The 16,695-nt window shown below is 64.6% G+C and carries 17 protein-coding genes and 1 pseudogene; 4 read left to right on the top strand and 14 right to left on the bottom strand.

The genetic code is table 11. The features are described from left to right. From rpmE to rpsB, 12 genes are all read right to left on the bottom strand, one after another. The coding region (gene rpmE, locus Q0071_RS10215; protein ID WP_298168438.1) for a 50S ribosomal protein L31 at positions 1-134 on the bottom strand (134 nt) is incomplete at its 3' end. Between the two features lie 95 nt (positions 135-229). Beyond that, on the bottom strand, positions 230-718 hold the full coding sequence (fabZ, locus tag Q0071_RS10220; RefSeq protein ID WP_298168398.1) for a 3-hydroxyacyl-ACP dehydratase FabZ: 489 nt from the start codon (positions 716-718) through the stop codon (positions 230-232). An 11-nt stretch (positions 719-729) separates the two neighbouring features. Beyond that, positions 730-1,446 (bottom strand): OmpH family outer membrane protein, encoded by a 717-nt coding sequence (locus Q0071_RS10225; RefSeq protein WP_298168400.1) that lies wholly within the window; start codon positions 1,444-1,446, stop codon positions 730-732. After that, entirely contained in the window at positions 1,446-4,052 is a 2,607-nt protein-coding gene (gene bamA / locus Q0071_RS10230; protein ID WP_298168402.1) for an outer membrane protein assembly factor BamA, read from the bottom strand. The genes Q0071_RS10225 and bamA overlap by 1 nt, the downstream gene beginning before the upstream one ends. Positions 4,053-4,329: 277 nt before the next feature. Further along, a complete protein-coding gene (gene rseP, locus Q0071_RS10235; protein ID WP_298168405.1) occupies positions 4,330-5,442 on the bottom strand; it encodes an RIP metalloprotease RseP in 1,113 nt (370 codons plus the stop codon). Positions 5,443-5,450: 8 nt separating this feature from the next. Further along, positions 5,451-6,608 carry a 1-deoxy-D-xylulose-5-phosphate reductoisomerase gene (locus tag Q0071_RS10240; RefSeq protein ID WP_298168408.1) on the bottom strand — a complete coding sequence of 386 codons (1,158 nt, stop codon included), beginning with the start codon at positions 6,606-6,608 and terminating at the stop codon, positions 5,451-5,453. Continuing rightward, positions 6,605-7,330: a phosphatidate cytidylyltransferase gene (locus Q0071_RS10245; protein ID WP_298168411.1), complete on the bottom strand. Its 726-nt coding sequence runs from the start codon at positions 7,328-7,330 to the stop codon at positions 6,605-6,607. The genes Q0071_RS10240 and Q0071_RS10245 overlap by 4 nt, the downstream gene beginning before the upstream one ends. A gap of 19 nt (positions 7,331-7,349) precedes the next feature. Beyond that, positions 7,350-8,039, bottom strand: coding sequence for a polyprenyl diphosphate synthase (gene uppS / locus Q0071_RS10250; RefSeq protein ID WP_298168441.1), 690 nt, complete (start codon positions 8,037-8,039; stop codon positions 7,350-7,352). 44 nt (positions 8,040-8,083) lie between these two features. Beyond that, complete coding sequence (gene frr / locus Q0071_RS10255; protein WP_298168414.1) at positions 8,084-8,641, bottom strand: ribosome recycling factor; 558 nt, start codon at positions 8,639-8,641, stop codon at positions 8,084-8,086. Between the two features lie 16 nt (positions 8,642-8,657). Further along, on the bottom strand, positions 8,658-9,383 hold the full coding sequence (pyrH, locus tag Q0071_RS10260) for a UMP kinase (protein WP_298168417.1): 726 nt from the start codon (positions 9,381-9,383) through the stop codon (positions 8,658-8,660). Between the two features lie 140 nt (positions 9,384-9,523). Next, on the bottom strand, positions 9,524-10,450 hold the full coding sequence (gene tsf / locus Q0071_RS10265) for a translation elongation factor Ts (protein ID WP_298168420.1): 927 nt from the start codon (positions 10,448-10,450) through the stop codon (positions 9,524-9,526). A gap of 136 nt (positions 10,451-10,586) precedes the next feature. Further along, positions 10,587-11,354, bottom strand: a complete 768-nt coding sequence (gene rpsB / locus Q0071_RS10270; protein ID WP_298168423.1) for a 30S ribosomal protein S2 — start codon at positions 11,352-11,354, stop codon at positions 10,587-10,589. Positions 11,355-12,245: 891 nt separating this feature from the next. On the opposite strand from rpsB, the gene Q0071_RS10275 reads away from it, so the two are divergent. Next, a complete protein-coding gene (locus tag Q0071_RS10275) occupies positions 12,246-12,524 on the top strand; it encodes a hypothetical protein (RefSeq protein WP_298168426.1) in 279 nt (92 codons plus the stop codon). Here Q0071_RS10275 and Q0071_RS10280 read toward each other — a convergent pair. Both Q0071_RS10280 and Q0071_RS10285 read right to left on the bottom strand, forming a co-directional pair. Then, positions 12,475-13,275, bottom strand: coding sequence for a phosphatidylcholine/phosphatidylserine synthase (locus tag Q0071_RS10280; protein WP_298168444.1), 801 nt, complete (start codon positions 13,273-13,275; stop codon positions 12,475-12,477). The two genes, Q0071_RS10275 and Q0071_RS10280, sit on opposite strands and share 50 nt — an antisense overlap. Before the next feature lie 65 nt (positions 13,276-13,340). Beyond that, positions 13,341-14,090 (bottom strand): phosphatidylserine decarboxylase, encoded by a 750-nt coding sequence (locus tag Q0071_RS10285; protein WP_298168429.1) that lies wholly within the window; start codon positions 14,088-14,090, stop codon positions 13,341-13,343. A 686-nt stretch (positions 14,091-14,776) separates the two neighbouring features. Between Q0071_RS10285 and Q0071_RS10290 the strand changes: the two genes are divergently transcribed. The 3 genes and pseudogenes from Q0071_RS10290 to Q0071_RS10300 form a co-directional block, all read left to right on the top strand. Next, positions 14,777-15,709, top strand: a complete 933-nt coding sequence (locus Q0071_RS10290; RefSeq protein ID WP_298168432.1) for a hypothetical protein — start codon at positions 14,777-14,779, stop codon at positions 15,707-15,709. 19 nt (positions 15,710-15,728) lie between these two features. Beyond that, entirely contained in the window at positions 15,729-16,220 is a 492-nt protein-coding gene (locus tag Q0071_RS10295) for a hypothetical protein (protein ID WP_298168435.1), read from the top strand. A 59-nt stretch (positions 16,221-16,279) separates the two neighbouring features. Continuing rightward, positions 16,280-16,695 (top strand): annotated as a pseudogene (locus tag Q0071_RS10300) (hypothetical protein); the annotation flags it as partial.

Genomic DNA, 16,695 nt, shown 5'->3' on the forward strand with positions numbered 1-16,695 from the left:
GGGTGCGACAGCGGATCGATTTCGAGCGCCATGGTGTCGCCTTCCTTGCCCCAGGTCGAGCGGGTCTCGAACACGGTGCCGTCGGTCATCTGCACCTTGATCATGTGGTAATCGGGGTGAATATTGGCCTTCATGGGTTTCGCTCCACAATGCGAAGCCGGTTCCGACCGGCCTCAGGGAATCTCGGAAAGGCGCGCCATTAAGCGGTTTGCGCGCAAAAGGCAACCGGTCAGCTATCCGCGATCATTGCGGTGAAGCTGACTTCCGTCGCGATCTTGTCACCCAGCATCGCCTTGCCCGCAAACTTGCAGACACGCGCGCGCTTCTGGGTGAATTCCACGTGCAGATCGAGCAGGCAGCCCGGCTCCACCGGCGTGCGGAACTTGGCTTCCTCGATCGCCATGAAATAGACGAGCTTGCCAGTGCCGGCGAGGCCAAGCGATTCCACGGCGAGGACGCCGGCGGCCTGCGCCAGCGCCTCGATCTGCAGAACGCCGGGCATGATCGGACGGCCCGGGAAGTGGCCCTGGAAGAACTGCTCGTTCATCGAGACCGCCTTGATGGCGTGGATGCGCTCCCCCACCACCAGTTCGACCACGCGGTCGACGAGCAGGAGGGGATAGCGGTGCGGCAGCGCCGCCATCACCCCCCGAATGTCCAGGCTGAGCGGCGCAGAGACGTTTGCCTCTGCGCCGGCGTCTCCGGAAACCTCGCTCATTCCCGTTTGCCTCAGCGGCCTTCGGGCGCCTTGCCCGCAGGCGCGGGCGCGGCGGGAGCAGCACCACCCTGGGCAGCCTGCTGGGCAGCAGCTTCACGCTGTGCGCGCGGGAGCCAGCCGGCGGGCGGCACGAGCTGGACGCTGGGGACCAGCGTGTTGAGCTCGTTCAGGATATCCTGGTTGAGGTTGTAGACCGCATCGGCCTTCAGCACGCTCTGCGAATCGAGCACGAGCGTGATCTTGCGCTTGGTCATCGCGGCCTGCGTGGCGGCGGTGAGCTTGTCGCTGATCTGTTCGATGATGTACTGCTGCGCCACATTGAGCGGCTCGGCCATCTGCTGGATCTCGCGCTCGGCGGACTGCTCGATCTGCTGGATCTGCGCGGCCTGAGTGCGCAGCGAGGCCTGATCGGGCTTCGCGGCCTTCTGGTCCGCCTCGAACTTGTCGTAGAGCGGCTTGAGCTGCGCGGTGATCTGGTTGCGGCGGGTGTTCACCGCATCGATCTGCGCCTTGTAGGTGACCGGCAGCTGGACCATCGCGGTCTTGTAGGCAGCCGAGGCGCCGACAACGGCCTGAGCGTTGGCATAGGCAATGCCGGGGGCGACAATGCCGCCAGGCGTGCTCGAAGCCGGAGCGGCCGCAGCCTGCGCCATGGCATCGGTCGCCGCACCAAGCGCGAGGGCGGCAGCCAGTACGGCGACAGGCGCCGCGATAATACGGTTTTGCATCAGAACTGGGTTCCTACGTTGAAGTTGACTGTCTGGGGATCGTCGCCATCGACCTTGCTGATGACTTTCGCCACGTCGATGCGGAACGGTCCGAACGGCGAGTTCCAGTTGACACCGAAGCCGATCGAAATGCGCGGCTTCGGGCTGTCCCCAACAAAGGTCTCGTCGAACTTTTGGGACACGTTGTTGGCCTTGCCGGTAGCATCGGCAGCCGAGGTGGTCAGGCGGCCCGTAACATTGTCCTGGTACAGCAAGGTAGTACCGAACACGGCCGGCCGTGCGACGCTGAACACCGCGCCTGCGTCCACGAAGATCGAGGGCCGCAAGCCCAGCTCGCGCGCGCCCGAGCCCAGCGGGATCTCGAGCTCGGCATGGCCGAGGTAGTAGAACTTGCCGCCCAGCGCATCGTCGACCCACTGGTTGCGGTCAGTGCTGGTTACGCCGCCGCTGCCATCCTTGGGATCGAACCCGCTGTAGAACTTGCGCAGAACACGCGGGCCTACGCCGCGAATGTCGAAGCCGCGAAGCTGCGGCTGGCCGAGGAAGAAGCGATCGGTCAGGCGCACATCGTCGATCGTGGGATCATTGGTGCGGTTGCTGAGCGCCTTGATCGCCCCGCCCTCGCCGCGCAGCGAGAACACGAAGCCCTTGCCCAGCGCAAAGTAGCGCGAGGCATTGGCGTTGATGCGGGCATAGCGCACTGAACCGCCCAGACCGGCAAAATCGACGCCGACCACGAACTGCGAGCCGCTCGTCGGGCGCAGGCGGTTGTCGAGCGTATCATAGACCACGCTTGCGCCAATGATCGAACTGGTCCGCTTGCCGATCGCATCGCACAGGTAGCGACCCGCGAGGTAGATCGAGCACTGCAGATTGCCGTTGGCATCGGGCAGGTAATAGGTGTCCCTGTCGAGCGTCACGTTCTCGAGATTGAGCGTGTAGCGCCCGATCAGCGACATGTACTCGGTCAGTGGCAGGCCCGCGCGCACCTGGAAGCCGGTGGTCGACTGCTTGTAGGTCGTGTTGCGGTTGGAGTTGAAGAAGTTGAAGCTGTTGAAATCGCGGCGATACACGTCGACGCCGAGCGAGACGTTGCGATCGAACAGATAAGGTTCGGTGAAGCTGACCTGCACGGAGCGGGAATAGCGCGAATAGTCGACACTGGTGCCGATCGTCTGGCCCCGGCCGCGGAAGTTGTTCTGCTGGATCGAGGCCTGGAAGATGAAGCTTTCAAGGCTGGAGAAGCCGGCCGAAAGCTGGAGCTGCCCGGTGGGCTTTTCCTCGACGTTGGCCTCGAGCACGATGCGATCCTGCGCGGAGCCGGGCTTCTGCTCGACCTCGAACTTCTCCTGGAAGTAGCCGAGGGATTTGACGCGGTTCGACGAACGCTTGATCTGGAACGAGTTGAACGCATCGCCCTCGGCGACGCGGAACTCGCGCCGCACGACCTTGTCCTGCGTCAGCGTGTTGCCGTTGACATCGACCCGTTCGACATAGACGCGCGGCGCTTCCGCAATGCGGAAGGTGACCGACATCGTCAGGTCGTCCTTGTTGCGATTGAAGTCCGGCCGCACGTCGGCAAAGGCGTAGCCGAAGCTGCCCGCGGTCTCGGTCAGGCTGTCGACCGTGTCCTCGACCAGCTTGGCGTTATACCACTGCTGTGGCTTGAGCGGCAGGCGCTTGGCCAGCGCATCGCCATCGAAATCGCGCAGCTGGCTATCGACCTTGACGTCGCCGAACTTGTAGCGCTGGCCTTCCTCGACCACGTAGGTGATGATGAAATCGCGCTTGTCCGGCGTGAGTTCGGCAACCGCCGAGACGACGCGGAAATCGGCATAGCCGTTCGTCAGATAGAACTGGCGCAGCTTCTGCTGGTCGAAGGCGAGGCGATCGGGATCGTAGCTGGTGCCGCTGGAGAAGACGCGGAACACGCGCGCCTGCTTGGTCACCATCTCGCCGCGCAGCTGGCTGGCGGAGAACTTCTCGTTGCCGATGATGTTGATCTGGCGAACGCGCGACTTCGGGCCTTCGCTGATCTCGAACACGATATCGACGCGGTTCTGATCGAGCATGACCATCTTGGGCTCGATCGAGGCGGCGAAACGGCCCTGGCGCTTGTAGAGCTCGATGATTCGGGCAACGTCGGCACGCACCTTGGACCGGGTGAAGATCTGGCGCGCGGAGAGCTTGATCTCCGGCAGGATCTTGTCCTCCTTCAGGCGCTTGTTGCCTTCGAGGATGATCCGGTTGACGACCGGGTTTTCCTTGATCTCGATCACCACGTCACCGGCGTTATCGCGGACCTGGACGTCGGCGAAGAGCTCGGTGGCGTAGAGGTCCTTGAGGACCTGGTCAGCCGCAGCCTGGGTGTATTTGTCGCCTTCCTTGAGGCGGATGTACGAGCGGATCGTATCCGCTTCGAGGCGCTGGGCGCCGGAAATGGTGATCGACCGGACGAGTTCGACCGGAGCTGGTGCCGCAGCGGGGACAACCGGAGCGGCGGGAGCCGGCGCGGTCTGCGCAGCGGCGACCACAGGCATTCCGGCGAGGCAGGTCGTTGCCGCGAGTGCCGCAAGCGTGGCAGCCAGTCGAGGTTGACCGGTCATGCGCCAAGCGGTCCGGGGCAAGTTGCAAGCATTCATCACCAAGCGCCATCCCGTTTCTTCGTGCAGCGAAGCGGCATCCGCCGCCTCGCCCCGCACCATGGCGCGCGACGGCAATACTCCGTCACGCCCCGCGATGCCGCCTCCTGCCCGATGCAGGCCCGCCAATCAAGCAAGCTCACCGCAGCAGACCGTAATTGCCCCGCATTTTGTGGAAAATCCGGCTTCCCCAACTGTCCCGCGATGAAGCGGGAAGCAAACCGGGCCGACGTAAGTCTCCTCACCCTCCGAAAACGCGCAGCGATGCAACGTCATTGAAGGTCACGAACAGCATTAGTGCAGCAACGAGGGCAAGGCCGGTGCGGAAAGCCCATTCCTGCCCGCGCTGGCTGACCGGCCGGCGGCTGACCGCCTCGATCGCGTAGAACGCGAGGTGGCCGCCATCGAGTACTGGAATTGGCAAGAGATTGATGAACCCGAGGTTAATCGAGATCAGCGCGATGAACCAGACGTAGTTCGCCCAGCCCGAGACCAGCTGTTCGCCCGAATATTTGGCGATCTTGATCGGCCCGCCAAGCTCCTTGATCTCGCGCTTGCCGGTGACGATCTGGCCGATGCCAGTGATCATCATGCCCATGATATCGCGCGTCTGCACGACTGCATCGCCGACGGCTTCCACCGGCCCGACAGCCACGCGCTCAGCCGTCGCGGGGCCGATGCCGAGATAGCCGATCTTCTGCGTGTTGCCGAAACGGTCGCTCACTTCCTTCCACGCCGCGACGGCCGGGAGCGCGACGCGCCGCCCGCCGCGCTCGATCACGAGATCGAGCGGTTCGCCCGGATGCTGCGCAACGGCGAGGCGGATCTGCAGGAAACTGTCGATCGGGGACCCCTGCAGCGAGACGATACGGTCGCCCAGTTGGACACCGGCCTTTGCCGCTGCCGAGCCTTCCTGCACCATGCCCACCACGGGCGGCACGACAACCTTGCCGTATGCAAGGGAAAAGCCGGCGAGGATCGCCACGGCGAGCAGCAGATTCGTCACCGGACCGGCCAGCACGATGAGGGCGCGCTGCCACACCGGCTTGGCCTGAAATGTCTGCTCACGCTCTTCAGCGGGGAGCGACAGCCATTCCGCACTCGGCGTGCTGGCGGGGTTCATGTCGCCCGCGAACTGGACATAGCCGCCCAGCGGTAGCGCAGAGAGCTTCCAGCGGGTGCCGCGCTTGTCGGTCCAGCCCGCCACTTCCTTGCCGAAGCCGATCGAGAAACTGTCCGCCTTCACGCCGAACCAGCGGCCGACGAGATAGTGACCAAGCTCATGGATGAAGACAAGCGGCCCCAGCACCAGCACAAAGGCCAGCACGGTGAGCAGAAGCCCGGGGCTTTGCACGGCAGCGTTCAGGACACGGTCTCCATCGTTTCGGCAGCACGGATGCGGGCTTCGCGGTCTACCGCAATGACCTCTTCAAGGCTGGCGGGTGCCCGGGGGAGGCCCCTTGCCAGCACATCCTCGGCACATTGCACGATGCGGGTGAACGCGATCTGACCAGCGAGGAATGCTGCGACCGCGATCTCGTTTGCCGCATTGAGCACGGCCGGTGCCGCGCCGCCCGCCATAACCGCTTCGCGCGCGACGCGGGTGGCGGGAAAACGCTGCTCATCGGGCTTGAAGAAGCTCAGGTTGCCGATGGCGGCGAGATCCAGCGGCGCACAGGGCGTCTGCATCCGCGCTGGCCAGGCGAGCGCCGAGGCAATCGGCACGCGCATATCGGAAGGCCCGAGCTGCGCCAGCGTCGAGCCATCGCGGTATTCGACCATCGAGTGGACGATCGACTGCGGGTGGATGACAATACGCAGGCGTTCCACGCCGACCGGAAACAGATGGTAAGCCTCGATGAATTCGAGGCCCTTGTTCATCATCGTGGCCGAATCGACGCTGATCTTGGCGCCCATCGACCAGGTGGGATGCTTGACCGCTTCGGCCGGAGTCGCGCGGTGGATGCGCTCCATGTCCCATTCGCGGAACGGGCCGCCGCTGGCGGTGAGCGTGATCGCGTGAACGTGCGCGGGATCGTTGCCCGCAAGGCACTGGAAGATCGCGTTGTGCTCGCTGTCAACGGGGAGCAGCGTCGCGCCGGTGCGCTTTACCGCCGCCGTCATCACTTCACCCGCCGATACCAGCGCTTCCTTGTTGGCAAGCGCGACGGCCTTGCCGCATTCGATCGCGGCCATGGTGGGCGCGAGGCCCGCACAGCCGACAATCGCGGCCATCGTGATATCCGCCCCGCGCGCCGCCGCCTCGATCACCGCCGCCGCACCGCCCGCCGCCTCGATCCCGCTGCCCGAAAGCGCCCCACGCAGTTCGGGGAGCGCGTCCTCATCGGCGACAACGGCCACTTCTGCACCAAATTCCCGCGCGAGAGCGGCAAGCTGCCCGGCATTGCCATTGGCGGTGAGCGCGACAACGCGGAACATCTCGCGGTTGCGCCGAACCAGATCGAGCGTAGAGGCGCCGACCGAACCCGTTGCGCCCAGAATTGTAATCGTGCGCGTCATGCGCCTCCTGCTCCCAAGCCTGCTGCCCCAGAGGCGGCCCACGCTGTACCCGCTATGATGGCGACCGGCAGCAGCCCGTCAACCCGGTCGAACAAGCCGCCATGGCCCGGAATGAGGCGGCCGCTGTCCTTCACCCCGGCGCGTCGCTTCAGCCAGCTTTCGTAGAAATCCCCGGCCTGCGCGGCAACGGCAAGGCCTGCCCCAGCCAGCGCCGCCATGCCAATGCGCGTGGTGCGCACCGCTTCGGCTAGGCTGGGGCCGTTGGGGCTCATGCCTGAGAGAATATAGGCGGCAAACAGGATGAACAGCGTGGACCAGAGCGCTGCCGCCGCCATGCCGCCAGCAAGACCGGCCCAGGTCTTGGAGGGGCTGATGCTCGGCGCGATCTTCGGCCCGCCGATGGCGCGTCCGGCGAAATAGGCACCGGTATCGGTGCAGATGACGAGGCCCAGCACCGCGATCAGCAGGACCGGAGGCATCACGATGAGCGCAAAGGCCGCCCAACCGATATAGAGCCCGCCGGTGATCACGGCCGTCACCATCCGCGCCGGATCGCGCGCGATCTTCGCGGCGAGCGCAACATATTCGGCAAAGACGCCAAAACCGACCAGCGCGATGAAGCCCTTGAGCACGAGGCCGCCCTGCCACAACGCGAAACCCGCGATCCCGAGCATGACAACCGCCGAAGCCACCCGCACCGGCAGATCACTGCGCGGTTTCACGGCCTCAAGCGGCGCTGGCTCAACGCCCTCCATAACGGCGCTCGCGGGTGGCGTAGTGGTCCAGCGCCTCGCGCAGGTGGCCGGGGGTAAAATCGGGCCAGAGCACGTCGGTGAACCACATTTCGGCATAGGCAGCCTGCCACAGCAGGAAATTCGAGAGGCGGACCTCGCCCGAAGTGCGGATGATGAGATCGAGCGGCGGCAAGTCTGCCGTATCGAGTTCGGCTTCGATCGCAGCGACGGTAATCTCGCCCTTGGCAGCTGCCGCAGCCGCCGCACGGGCGATTTCCTGCTGCGAGCCGTAGTTCAGCGCAATCGCCAGCGTGGTGCGCGAATTGTGCGCGGTGCGGGCCAGCGCATCGTCGATCAGGCTGACGATATCGGCCGGCAGCATGCGGTAGTCACCGATCACCTTCAGCCGCACATCGTTGGCGGCGAATTCATCGATATCGCTGCGGATGAAGGCGCGCAGCAGGCCCATGAGGTCCGAAATCTCGTCCTCGGGCCGCTTCCAGTTTTCGGACGAAAAGGCATAGAGCGTGAGCGCCTGGAGCCCCATGTGGCGCGCCGCGCGCACCACTTCGCGCACCGCATCGACACCGCGCTTGTGGCCGACAGCGCGGGGCATGAAGCGCTTCTTCGCCCAGCGCCCGTTGCCGTCCATGATGATCGCGACATGGCGCGCGGGGCCGATGTAGCCGCCGCCCATCTGGCCGGCGACCGCTTCGTCCCCCTGAGGCGCCGCAGCCGAGCTCACTTGCCCAGGATTTCCTTTTCCTTGTGCGCGCTGGCCTCGTCGGCAGCCTTGATCTGCTCGTCGGTCAGCTTCTGCAGTTCGGTCTCGAGCCGCTTGCGATCGTCCTCGGAGATTTCCTTCTTGTTTTCATCGGCCTTGAGCGCATCCATCCCGTCGCGCCGGACGTTGCGGATGGCGATCTTGGCCTTCTCCGAATACTGCGAGGCGAGCTTGGCCAGTTCCTTGCGGCGCTCCTCGGTGAGATCCGGGATCGGCAGGCGCAGCGTGTTGCCATCGTTGATCGGGTTGAGCCCAAGGCCGGCCGAACGGATCGCCTTCTCGACGGGTCCGATGTTCGACTTGTCCCACACCTGCACCGTCAGCATGCGCGGCTCGGGCGCGGAAACCGTCGCCACCTGGTTGAGGGGGGTGTTCGCACCGTAGACGGTGACCATGATCGGATCGAGCAGCGCAGTGTTGGCGCGGCCCGTGCGCAAGCCCGAAAGATCGCTCTTGAGCGATTCGACTGCGCCCTTCATCCGGCGTTCGAGATCGGCCTTGTCATACTTGGCCATGGATCGGTCTTCCTTCTTAAGCGCTCATCTTCTGAACGATGGTCTGGGTCCCCTCACCCGCCAGCACGCGGGCAAGATTGCCGCGTTCGCGGATGGAAAACACCACGATGGGGATGGCATTGTCGCGGCACAGCGCCACGGCAGAGGCGTCCATCACCTTGAGATTGTCGGCCAGCACCGTGTCGAAATCGACCGCGTCATAGCGCTTGGCGTTGGCGTTCTTCTTCGGATCGTCGTCATAGACGCCGTCGACGCTGGTGCCCTTGAACAGGGCGTCGCACTTCATCTCGGCTGCGCGCAGTGCGGCACCAGAATCGGTGGTGAAATAGGGGGCGCCGACGCCTGCGGCAAAGATCACCACGCGGCCCTTCTGGAGGTGCCGTTCGGCGCGGCGGCGGATCACCGGCTCGCACACTTCGTCCATCTGGATGGCGGACTGCACGCGGGTTTCGACGCCGATCTTTTCGAGCGCGCTCTGCATCGCGAGCGCATTCATGATCGTGGCGAGCATGCCCATGTAATCGGCCTGCGCGCGGTCCATCCCCTTGGCCGCACCCGCCATGCCGCGGAAAATATTGCCCCCGCCGATGACGAGGCACAGTTCGAGCCCGGTTTCCTTGGCAGCCTTCAGCTCCTCGGCCATCTGCGCGACGAAATCGGTATCGATACCGAAGGGCTGGCTTCCCATCAGCACTTCGCCCGAAAGCTTGAGAAGCACGCGCTTGAGGGGAGGAAGGCTCATCGTCCGGAAGAACTCATCATAAAGGGAAGCGCCGCCCTTATACGCGCGGGGCGGCGCGTGCCAAGGGCATGGGGCACAGGTTTGTGCGCCGATACGGCGCAGCGCTCCCGGCCCTGCGGGGAGCGCTGCGCGTAGCTGACTTACTTGATGCCGGCAGCCGCAGCGACTTCGGCGGCGAAGTCGGTGGCTTCCTTCTCGATGCCTTCACCGAGCTGGAAACGAACGTAATCGACCAGCGTGATCTTGGTGCCGGCAGCCTTGCCAGCCGCCTCGACGACCTGCGCGACCGGGGTCTTGTTGTCCATCACGAAGAGCTGCGAAAGCAGCGCGTTGTCCTTGGCGAACTTGGCGATCGCGCCATCGACCATCTTCGCCTGCACTTCGGCGGGCTTGCCGCTCTCGGCAGCCTTTTCCGCGGCGATCTTGCGCTCACGCGCGATCATCTCGGGATCGAGGCCATCGGCGTTCAGCGCCTGCGGGAAAGCGGCGGCGATGTGCATCGCGATCTGCTTGCCAAGCGGCTCGAGCACGTCGGCACCGGCTTCCGATTCCAGCGCGACGAGCACGCCGATCTTGCCGAGGCTCGGCGCGGCGGCATTGTGCATGTAGGGCACGACGAGGCCCGACGAGACCGCAACGGTCTTCATGCGGCGAACCTGCTGGTTCTCGCCGATCGTGGCAACGTTGTTGGTCAGCTTGTCGGCCACCGTGCCGCCATCGGGATAGGCCGCCGCCTTGAGCGCCTCGACGTCGTCCGCCGAAAGGTCGAGCGCGACTGCAGTGGTCTTGCGCACGAAATCCTGGAACTGCTCGTTCTTGGCCACGAAGTCGGTTTCCGAGTTGACTTCGACGGCAACGCCGCGAGTACCCGAAACGGCAACGCCGACAAGGCCCTCGGCTGCGGTGCGGCTGGACTTCTTGGCAACGGCGGCAAGGCCCTTGGCACGCAGCGCGTCAACCGCGACCTCGATATCGCCGCCGGCTTCGTCCAGCGCCCTCTTGCAATCCATCATGCCCGCGCCAGTGCGCTCGCGCAGGTTCTTCACGTCAGCGGCGGTATAGGCCATCGCGGTGATCCTTCTTGTCTCGTGAATATGGGTTAGGCCGCAGCCCGGTCAAAACTACCCGGCGCGGCCCGTAGTGAATGTCCGGGTCAGTTCAGTGACGGCGCCTTGTTCAGCGCCGCCACCGAACCTGACAGGATCAGGCTTCTGCCGGCTCAGCCGCAGCTTCTTCCGGAAGCGGCTCAGCCATCGCGCCGAGATCGGCACCCGAAGCGATTGCAGCATCGCGGCCGCCACGGGTGGCGGCAGCTGCGATCGCTTCGCAGTAGAGGCGGATGGCGCGGCTGGCGTCGTCGTTCGCCGGGACCGGGAACGCGATGCCATCGGGCGAAACGTTCGAATCGAGGATCGCCACGACCGGGATACCCAGCACGTTGGCTTCCTTGATCGCCAGCTCTTCCTTGTTGGCGTCGATCACGAACATCACATCGGGAATGCCGCCCATGTCGCGGATGCCGCCGAGCGAGAGCTCGAACTTGTCGCGCTCACGCGTCAGCTGGAGCACTTCCTTCTTGGTGAGGCCCGCGGTGTCGCCCGAGAGCTGCTCTTCGAGCGCCTTGAAGCGCTTGATCGAACCCGAGATCGTCTTCCAGTTGGTGAGCATGCCGCCCAGCCAGCGGTGGTTGACATAGTGCTGACCCGAAGCGCGCGCGGCCTGGGCAATCGGCTCCTGCGCCTGGCGCTTGGTGCCGACGAACAGGACCTTGCCGCCGCCCTGCACGGTGGCCGAGACGAACTCGAGCGCGCGGGCGAAAAGCGGCACGGTCTGCGAGAGATCGAGGATGTGAATGCCGTTGCGGGCGCCGAAGATGTAGGGCTTCATGCGCGGGTTCCAGCGGTGGGTCTGGTGACCGAAGTGCGCGCCGGCTTCAATGAGCTGCGACATGGTGACGACGGGAGCCGCCATAATACGTTCCTTTCCGGTTGAACCTCTGGAATGCAGGAACCGCTGGCGGGAGAAACCCCAGTGCGGCACCGGTATGTGCGCATTCCATGTGGATTGCCGCGCCGGATTGCGAACACCGTGTCCGAATCGTGACGTAGCGTTGGGGCCGTTAGCGCCGCGAGGACCCGCCGTCTACAGCCAAGTGCGAGACCGCCAAGCCGGAATGCGGCTAACCGGACGTCAAGAACGGCTGACAACTGTCCAATACGTAGTGAATACTACTTGTCAAAGTAAATGGACACCAGCATAAGATGTTGCGACGGGCAATACCGCCAGTCGCGAGATTATCCTGCGTTTTCAAGATGCCTCGGATGAATCGCGGCTTCTCAGGCTAACAACTCCGACAAGCGGATCTTGCGGAGTGCCGACCGGCTCCCAGCCGGGAATGCCCATGCCGTTACTTCCAGCTACACGTCCGTAGCTCAGCTTGATTGCCTGATTTCAACGAGATTGGCCGCACACCCAGGCGGCCATGCCGGCCGCACACCCAGCGGCCCTTGGCGGTCGCGCCCGGACCAGGCGCCCTCCCAGACCGCCGTAGCGGTCCCCGCGCCCCCCGCGCGCGGGGACCGCCTCACGGCAATCTGCCTGTAACCGCAAACAATCCCTTGGGCGAATGACAACCGGCGCACCGATCGCGGCCGCATGCCCTGCTACACCATTGCTGGAATTTTGGCCGGTCCTGAAATTTTGAACCACCTGCGTCGAATCGGCTTGACGGGTTGGAACAAAAAGAGAACAATCAAGCCATCGACGGGACAGACTTGGAACATCCGATTCTCTCCCCATGTTATCCACAGGGTATCCACCGCCTGTCAAGCGGTTCGCCCAGGTTCGAAAGGCAGCGTTTCCATGTCCATGGTCTCCCTCCTCGCCTCGCTCGTGATGGCCGGCGCTGGCTGCCTGGCCTTTGCGGCAATCGCTGTCACCGTGCGCGCCCAACTTCCCGCCGCGCGCAGGCTGCTGGCGGATTCGCGCGCGCTCGCGGCGGATCGGGAATTCCTCGTGCAGATCACGGCCACTTCGGCGCCGGCAGCAGCGCGCGCAGCAACGCGGCCGCGCCGGGCACCAGTGCGGATCGTCAGGCCTGTTCCGGCTTCGGCTGGCCCGCGCCTGCGCGCTGCTGCATGATCCGGCGATAGCGCCACACGCCCACCGGCATCAGCGCGAGGTAGATCGCACAGAGCCCCACCAGTGTCAGCCACGGTTCGGTCAAAAGCGCCACGGTGAGCATTCCGGCAAGCGCGATCACCTCGAGCCGGATTGCACGGCGCGGACGGAGTGCTCCCCAGCCCAGCGTCGGCAGATTCGAGATCATCAGGAACGCGATGAGCAGCGCCCAGGGACCGACCACGACGGGCGCCCGCATGATATCCAGACCGCTGGAAAACCACAGGTAAAGTGGCAGGAACGCAAGGGCTGCGCCCACGGGAGCGGGCACTCCGGTCATGAACCCGGCAGACTTGTGAGGCTGGCCAGGCAGATCGATCGACGCATTGAAGCGCGCAAGGCGCAGCGCACACGATACCGCAAGCGCCAGTGCCGCGAACCAACCATAGCGCGGCACCGCACTGAGTGACCACAAGTACAGGATCAGCGCCGGGCCGACCCCGAAGGCGATCGCATCCGACAGACTGTCAAGCTCCGCACCGAAGCGCGACTGCGCCTTCATCAGCCGCGCCACGCGGCCATCGATGCCGTCGAGCAACCCCGCCAGCATGACGGCCAGCACCGCCGAATGAAAATCCCCGCCGATCGCGAAGCGGATGCCGGTAAGCCCGCTGCACAGCGCAGCCGAGGTGATCGCGTTGGGCACCAATGCCCGCAGGGTCAGGCCGCGCGGCAGCCTGCGGCGGCCGAAATCCTCACCCGAATAGGCAATCCCAGCCCCGTCCCTTGCCACCCCGTCCCTTGCCGCGCCGCGCTTGGCCGGCGGGGGCACCTCGTTCACTGGCGCACACCCTCGATCATGGGTGTCTGACCCAGCACGGCGAGCACGGTTTCCCCGGCGACGATGCGCTGTCCGATCAGGACGCGCGGCTCGGTGCCCGCGGGAAGATAGACGTCGACGCGGCTGCCGAAACGAATCAGGCCGACGCGCTGGCCGCCCGCGACAATGTCCCCCGCCTTGACGAAAGGCACGATGCGCCGTGCAACAAGGCCCGCGATCTGGGTGAAACCCACACGCACGCCGTCGCTGCGCTCGACCACGAAGTGCTGGCGCTCGTTCTCTTCGCTCGCCTTATCGAGATCGGCGTTGAGGAACTTGCCCGGAATATAGACCACGCGCCGGATCGTGCCGCCGATCGGGGTACGGTTCACGTGGACGTCGAACACCGACATGAAGATCGAGACGCGCGTCACCGGCACATCGGCAAGAGCCGCCTGGCCGCTGCCATCATCGGCGGTCATCTCGCGCGGGGGGGCAACCGTGCAGATCAGCGTGACCAGGCCATCGGCAGGCGCGACGATCATACTGTCATCGCGCGGCGTCACGCGTTCGGGATCTCGGAAGAACGCGAGCACGCAAAACGTCAGCACGGCCAGCGGCCAGCCCAAAAGCGATCCGCCCAGCAGCGCGCCGCCAAGGCAAAGCGCAGCGGCAATGGCCCCGAACTTGCGCCCCTCCGGATGGATGGCGGGCCATGTGAACCCGGCGGAACCGCGCCCGCGATTGTCTAGAATTTCTCCCGGCATGCCGTCCCTCTAGAGCGTGTTGGGTTCGGGTGGAAGCGTCGTCGTCATGTCAGCGCGCTCGTGGGCAGGAAACAGTGGGCAAGGCGGCCGGTTCAATTGTCGGTCGCCATGCTTCGTCATGGCCCGCTCCTTCTCCCGCGCACCGGAGCCAGAATCGCCAGCATGGTGATCTGGTATCCCGAGTCGGCGAACCACCTTATCCCGGCGAAGGAGCGAAGGAGCGGCCAGCAGGCATGCCAACCTGCCGCGGACTAGCCAGCGCCCCAAGCACTTACCTTTCGGCCCATCTTGGTAACCGATGGCTACGTGGATGTCGTAAAAATCGTCGCAACAAAGCCGGTTTCCAATCCGTTTCGGACCACTTTCAAAAATACTTTTTAGAGGCATCCGGCCCTCCCCTTAGCGCCTAAGGCGGTAACACCTTGCATCCCATCAAGGACCTCGTCTAAAAATTATCATTTATTTTTAGATATTTATTCTGATATCGCAGCCGACATCCTAACTGTTGATGGTTAACGCCAGCGCAAAGGAAATAAGCCGCATCCGGCTGCCGTCCGCCGCTCCAGGCTGATCCGCTCTTACCTGATGTTAACCACAGTGGGTGGAAAGGCCCACGTATGAATACGTACCTCATCCCCCTTCGCCGGGCCGCAGGCATCGCTGGATGCTCGCTTGTCGCCCTTTCCGTGACCGCTCCCTTCGCGAACTCCGCGCATGCCACCGGCGTGCTCGCGGGTACGCTGATCGAGAACACCGCCACCGCAACTTACCAGTCCGGTTCAACCACCGGATCGGTCACGTCGAACAAGGTGACGGTCAAGGTCGACGAGCTGCTCGACGTCGCCGTCGCGACCCTGAGCACCGCGCCCGCCACCGCGAACAGCGAGCCGGCGGTGCTGATCTACGCGGTGACAAACAGCGGCAACGGCCCCGAGGCCTTCAATCTTGCCGCCGACCCCAAGATTTCCGGCAACGGCTTCGACGGCACGATCAAGTCGGTCGTGCTCGATAGCAACAGCAACGGCGTTTACGATCCCGGCGTCGATACAGTGCTCACCGCCGGCTCGCTGGCGACACCGGTGCTCAGCCCCGACAAGAGCGTAAAGGTGTTCGTCCTGGTCGATCTGCCGGCGGGCGCGAGCGATGCGCAGACCAGCCAGGTCCGCCTCACCGCAACGTCGCAGACCGGCAGCGGCACCCCCGGCACCAGCTTTGCCGGCAAGGGCGAAGGCGGCGGCGATGCTGTCGTCGGCCTCACCACGGCTTCGGCGAATTCGCTCGCCGCCCTTATCGCCAGCCTTGCCAACATCACGCTGACGAAGTCGGCCACGATCCTCGATCCATTCGGCACCGCAAAGCCCGTTCCGGGCGCTGTCGTCACCTACTCGCTCGCCGCCAAGGTGACCGGGAGCGGCACGCTGGACGGCCTGCACGTGGTCGACACCATTCCCGACGGAACCACCTACGTGCCGGGTTCGCTCAAGCTCGATGCCAGCGTGCTCACCGATGGGGCCGATGGCGATGCCGGCGTCGGGGGTTCCAGCGGTATCGACGTCACGCTCGGCAAGATCACCGGCGGCACCACCCGCACCGTCGCATTCTCCGTCAAGATCAACTGATTAGCCAGGAAGACCAACCATGAAGCTCTCATTCCTCGTCAAGTCTCTCGCAGGTGCGGCGGCTATGGTCGCCATGACCGGTCCGGCCCTCGCCGCGGCGCAGTCGGCACCGTCTCCGGTTTCGCTCAAGGGCGATGTCATGCTCGAAAAGACCGTGACCGAAAACGGCGTCAGCAAGGTCCAGTTGGTCGAGCCCAAGGTCGTCATCCCTGGCGATCATCTGCTGTTCACGACGCGCTATCACAACGACGGCGCCCAGGCGGTGACCAATTTTGTCGTCACCAACCCGCTGCCTCCCGCAGTTGCGCTTTCGAGCGAGGCAGCGCCGGGGACGGAAGTCTCGGTCGATGGCGGCAAGACCTGGGGCCAGCTCGGCAGCCTCAAGGTCGCTGCAACGGAGGGCGGCGAACGCGCCGCGACCGCAGGCGATGTGACGCACGTTCGCTGGACCATCCCGTCGATCGCTCCGGGCGCTGCGGGTGAAGTCCAATATCATGGAATCGTTCGCTAAATCGGCGGAACGGGGGGTCGCCAGGCCTGTGAGCGACCAGAATATTCGCAGGCAACCCAGTGGAGCATAACAATATGACGTATCGCAGCAGACTGCTGGGTGCGGCGGGCATCCTTGCCTTGGCCGTTCTCGGCGCAAATCCGGCCCACGCGGCCGGTACCATCGCCGGTTCGACGATCACCAACACGGTGTCGGTGACCTTCAATGTCAACAGCATCGCGCAGACCGGCACGACAGCCTCCGACACCCTGACGGTCGACCGCCGTGTGCAGCTGACCGTTGCCGAAGTCGGCACGACCACGACGACGGTTACGCCTGGCGCGGTCAACCAGGTGACGGCGTTCACGGTGGTCAATACCTCGAACGCCCCGCTCGACCTCGCGCTGGCCGCAGCGCAGCAGGTTGGCGGCGCCGGTGCGCACTCGAACACCGACTCGTTCGACGTGACCAACGTGCGCATCTTCCGCGACGTGAA

Origin of the sequence: Novosphingobium sp. (assembly GCF_027486195.1) — a bacterium.
Taxonomy (GTDB): Bacteria; Pseudomonadota; Alphaproteobacteria; order Sphingomonadales; family Sphingomonadaceae; genus Novosphingobium.

What these genes read in the sequence shown, in the direction of transcription:
- fabZ (WP_298168398.1), bottom strand. Translation starts at nt 718, where the DNA reads ATGAGCGAGGTTTCCGGAGACGCCGGCGCAGAGGCAAACGTCTCTGCG.
- Q0071_RS10225 (WP_298168400.1), bottom strand. Translation starts at nt 1,446, where the DNA reads ATGCAAAACCGTATTATCGCGGCGCCTGTCGCCGTACTGGCTGCCGCC.
- bamA (WP_298168402.1), bottom strand. Translation starts at nt 4,052, where the DNA reads ATGACCGGTCAACCTCGACTGGCTGCCACGCTTGCGGCACTCGCGGCA.
- Q0071_RS10240 (WP_298168408.1), bottom strand. Translation starts at nt 6,608, where the DNA reads ATGACGCGCACGATTACAATTCTGGGCGCAACGGGTTCGGTCGGCGCC.
- uppS (WP_298168441.1), bottom strand. Translation starts at nt 8,039, where the DNA reads ATGGGCGGCGGCTACATCGGCCCCGCGCGCCATGTCGCGATCATCATG.
- frr (WP_298168414.1), bottom strand. Translation starts at nt 8,641, where the DNA reads ATGGCCAAGTATGACAAGGCCGATCTCGAACGCCGGATGAAGGGCGCA.
- pyrH (WP_298168417.1), bottom strand. Translation starts at nt 9,383, where the DNA reads ATGAGCCTTCCTCCCCTCAAGCGCGTGCTTCTCAAGCTTTCGGGCGAA.
- tsf (WP_298168420.1), bottom strand. Translation starts at nt 10,450, where the DNA reads ATGGCCTATACCGCCGCTGACGTGAAGAACCTGCGCGAGCGCACTGGC.
- rpsB (WP_298168423.1), bottom strand. Translation starts at nt 11,354, where the DNA reads ATGGCGGCTCCCGTCGTCACCATGTCGCAGCTCATTGAAGCCGGCGCG.
- Q0071_RS10275 (WP_298168426.1), top strand. Translation starts at nt 12,246, where the DNA reads ATGTCCATGGTCTCCCTCCTCGCCTCGCTCGTGATGGCCGGCGCTGGC.
- Q0071_RS10285 (WP_298168429.1), bottom strand. Translation starts at nt 14,090, where the DNA reads ATGCCGGGAGAAATTCTAGACAATCGCGGGCGCGGTTCCGCCGGGTTC.
- Q0071_RS10295 (WP_298168435.1), top strand. Translation starts at nt 15,729, where the DNA reads ATGAAGCTCTCATTCCTCGTCAAGTCTCTCGCAGGTGCGGCGGCTATG.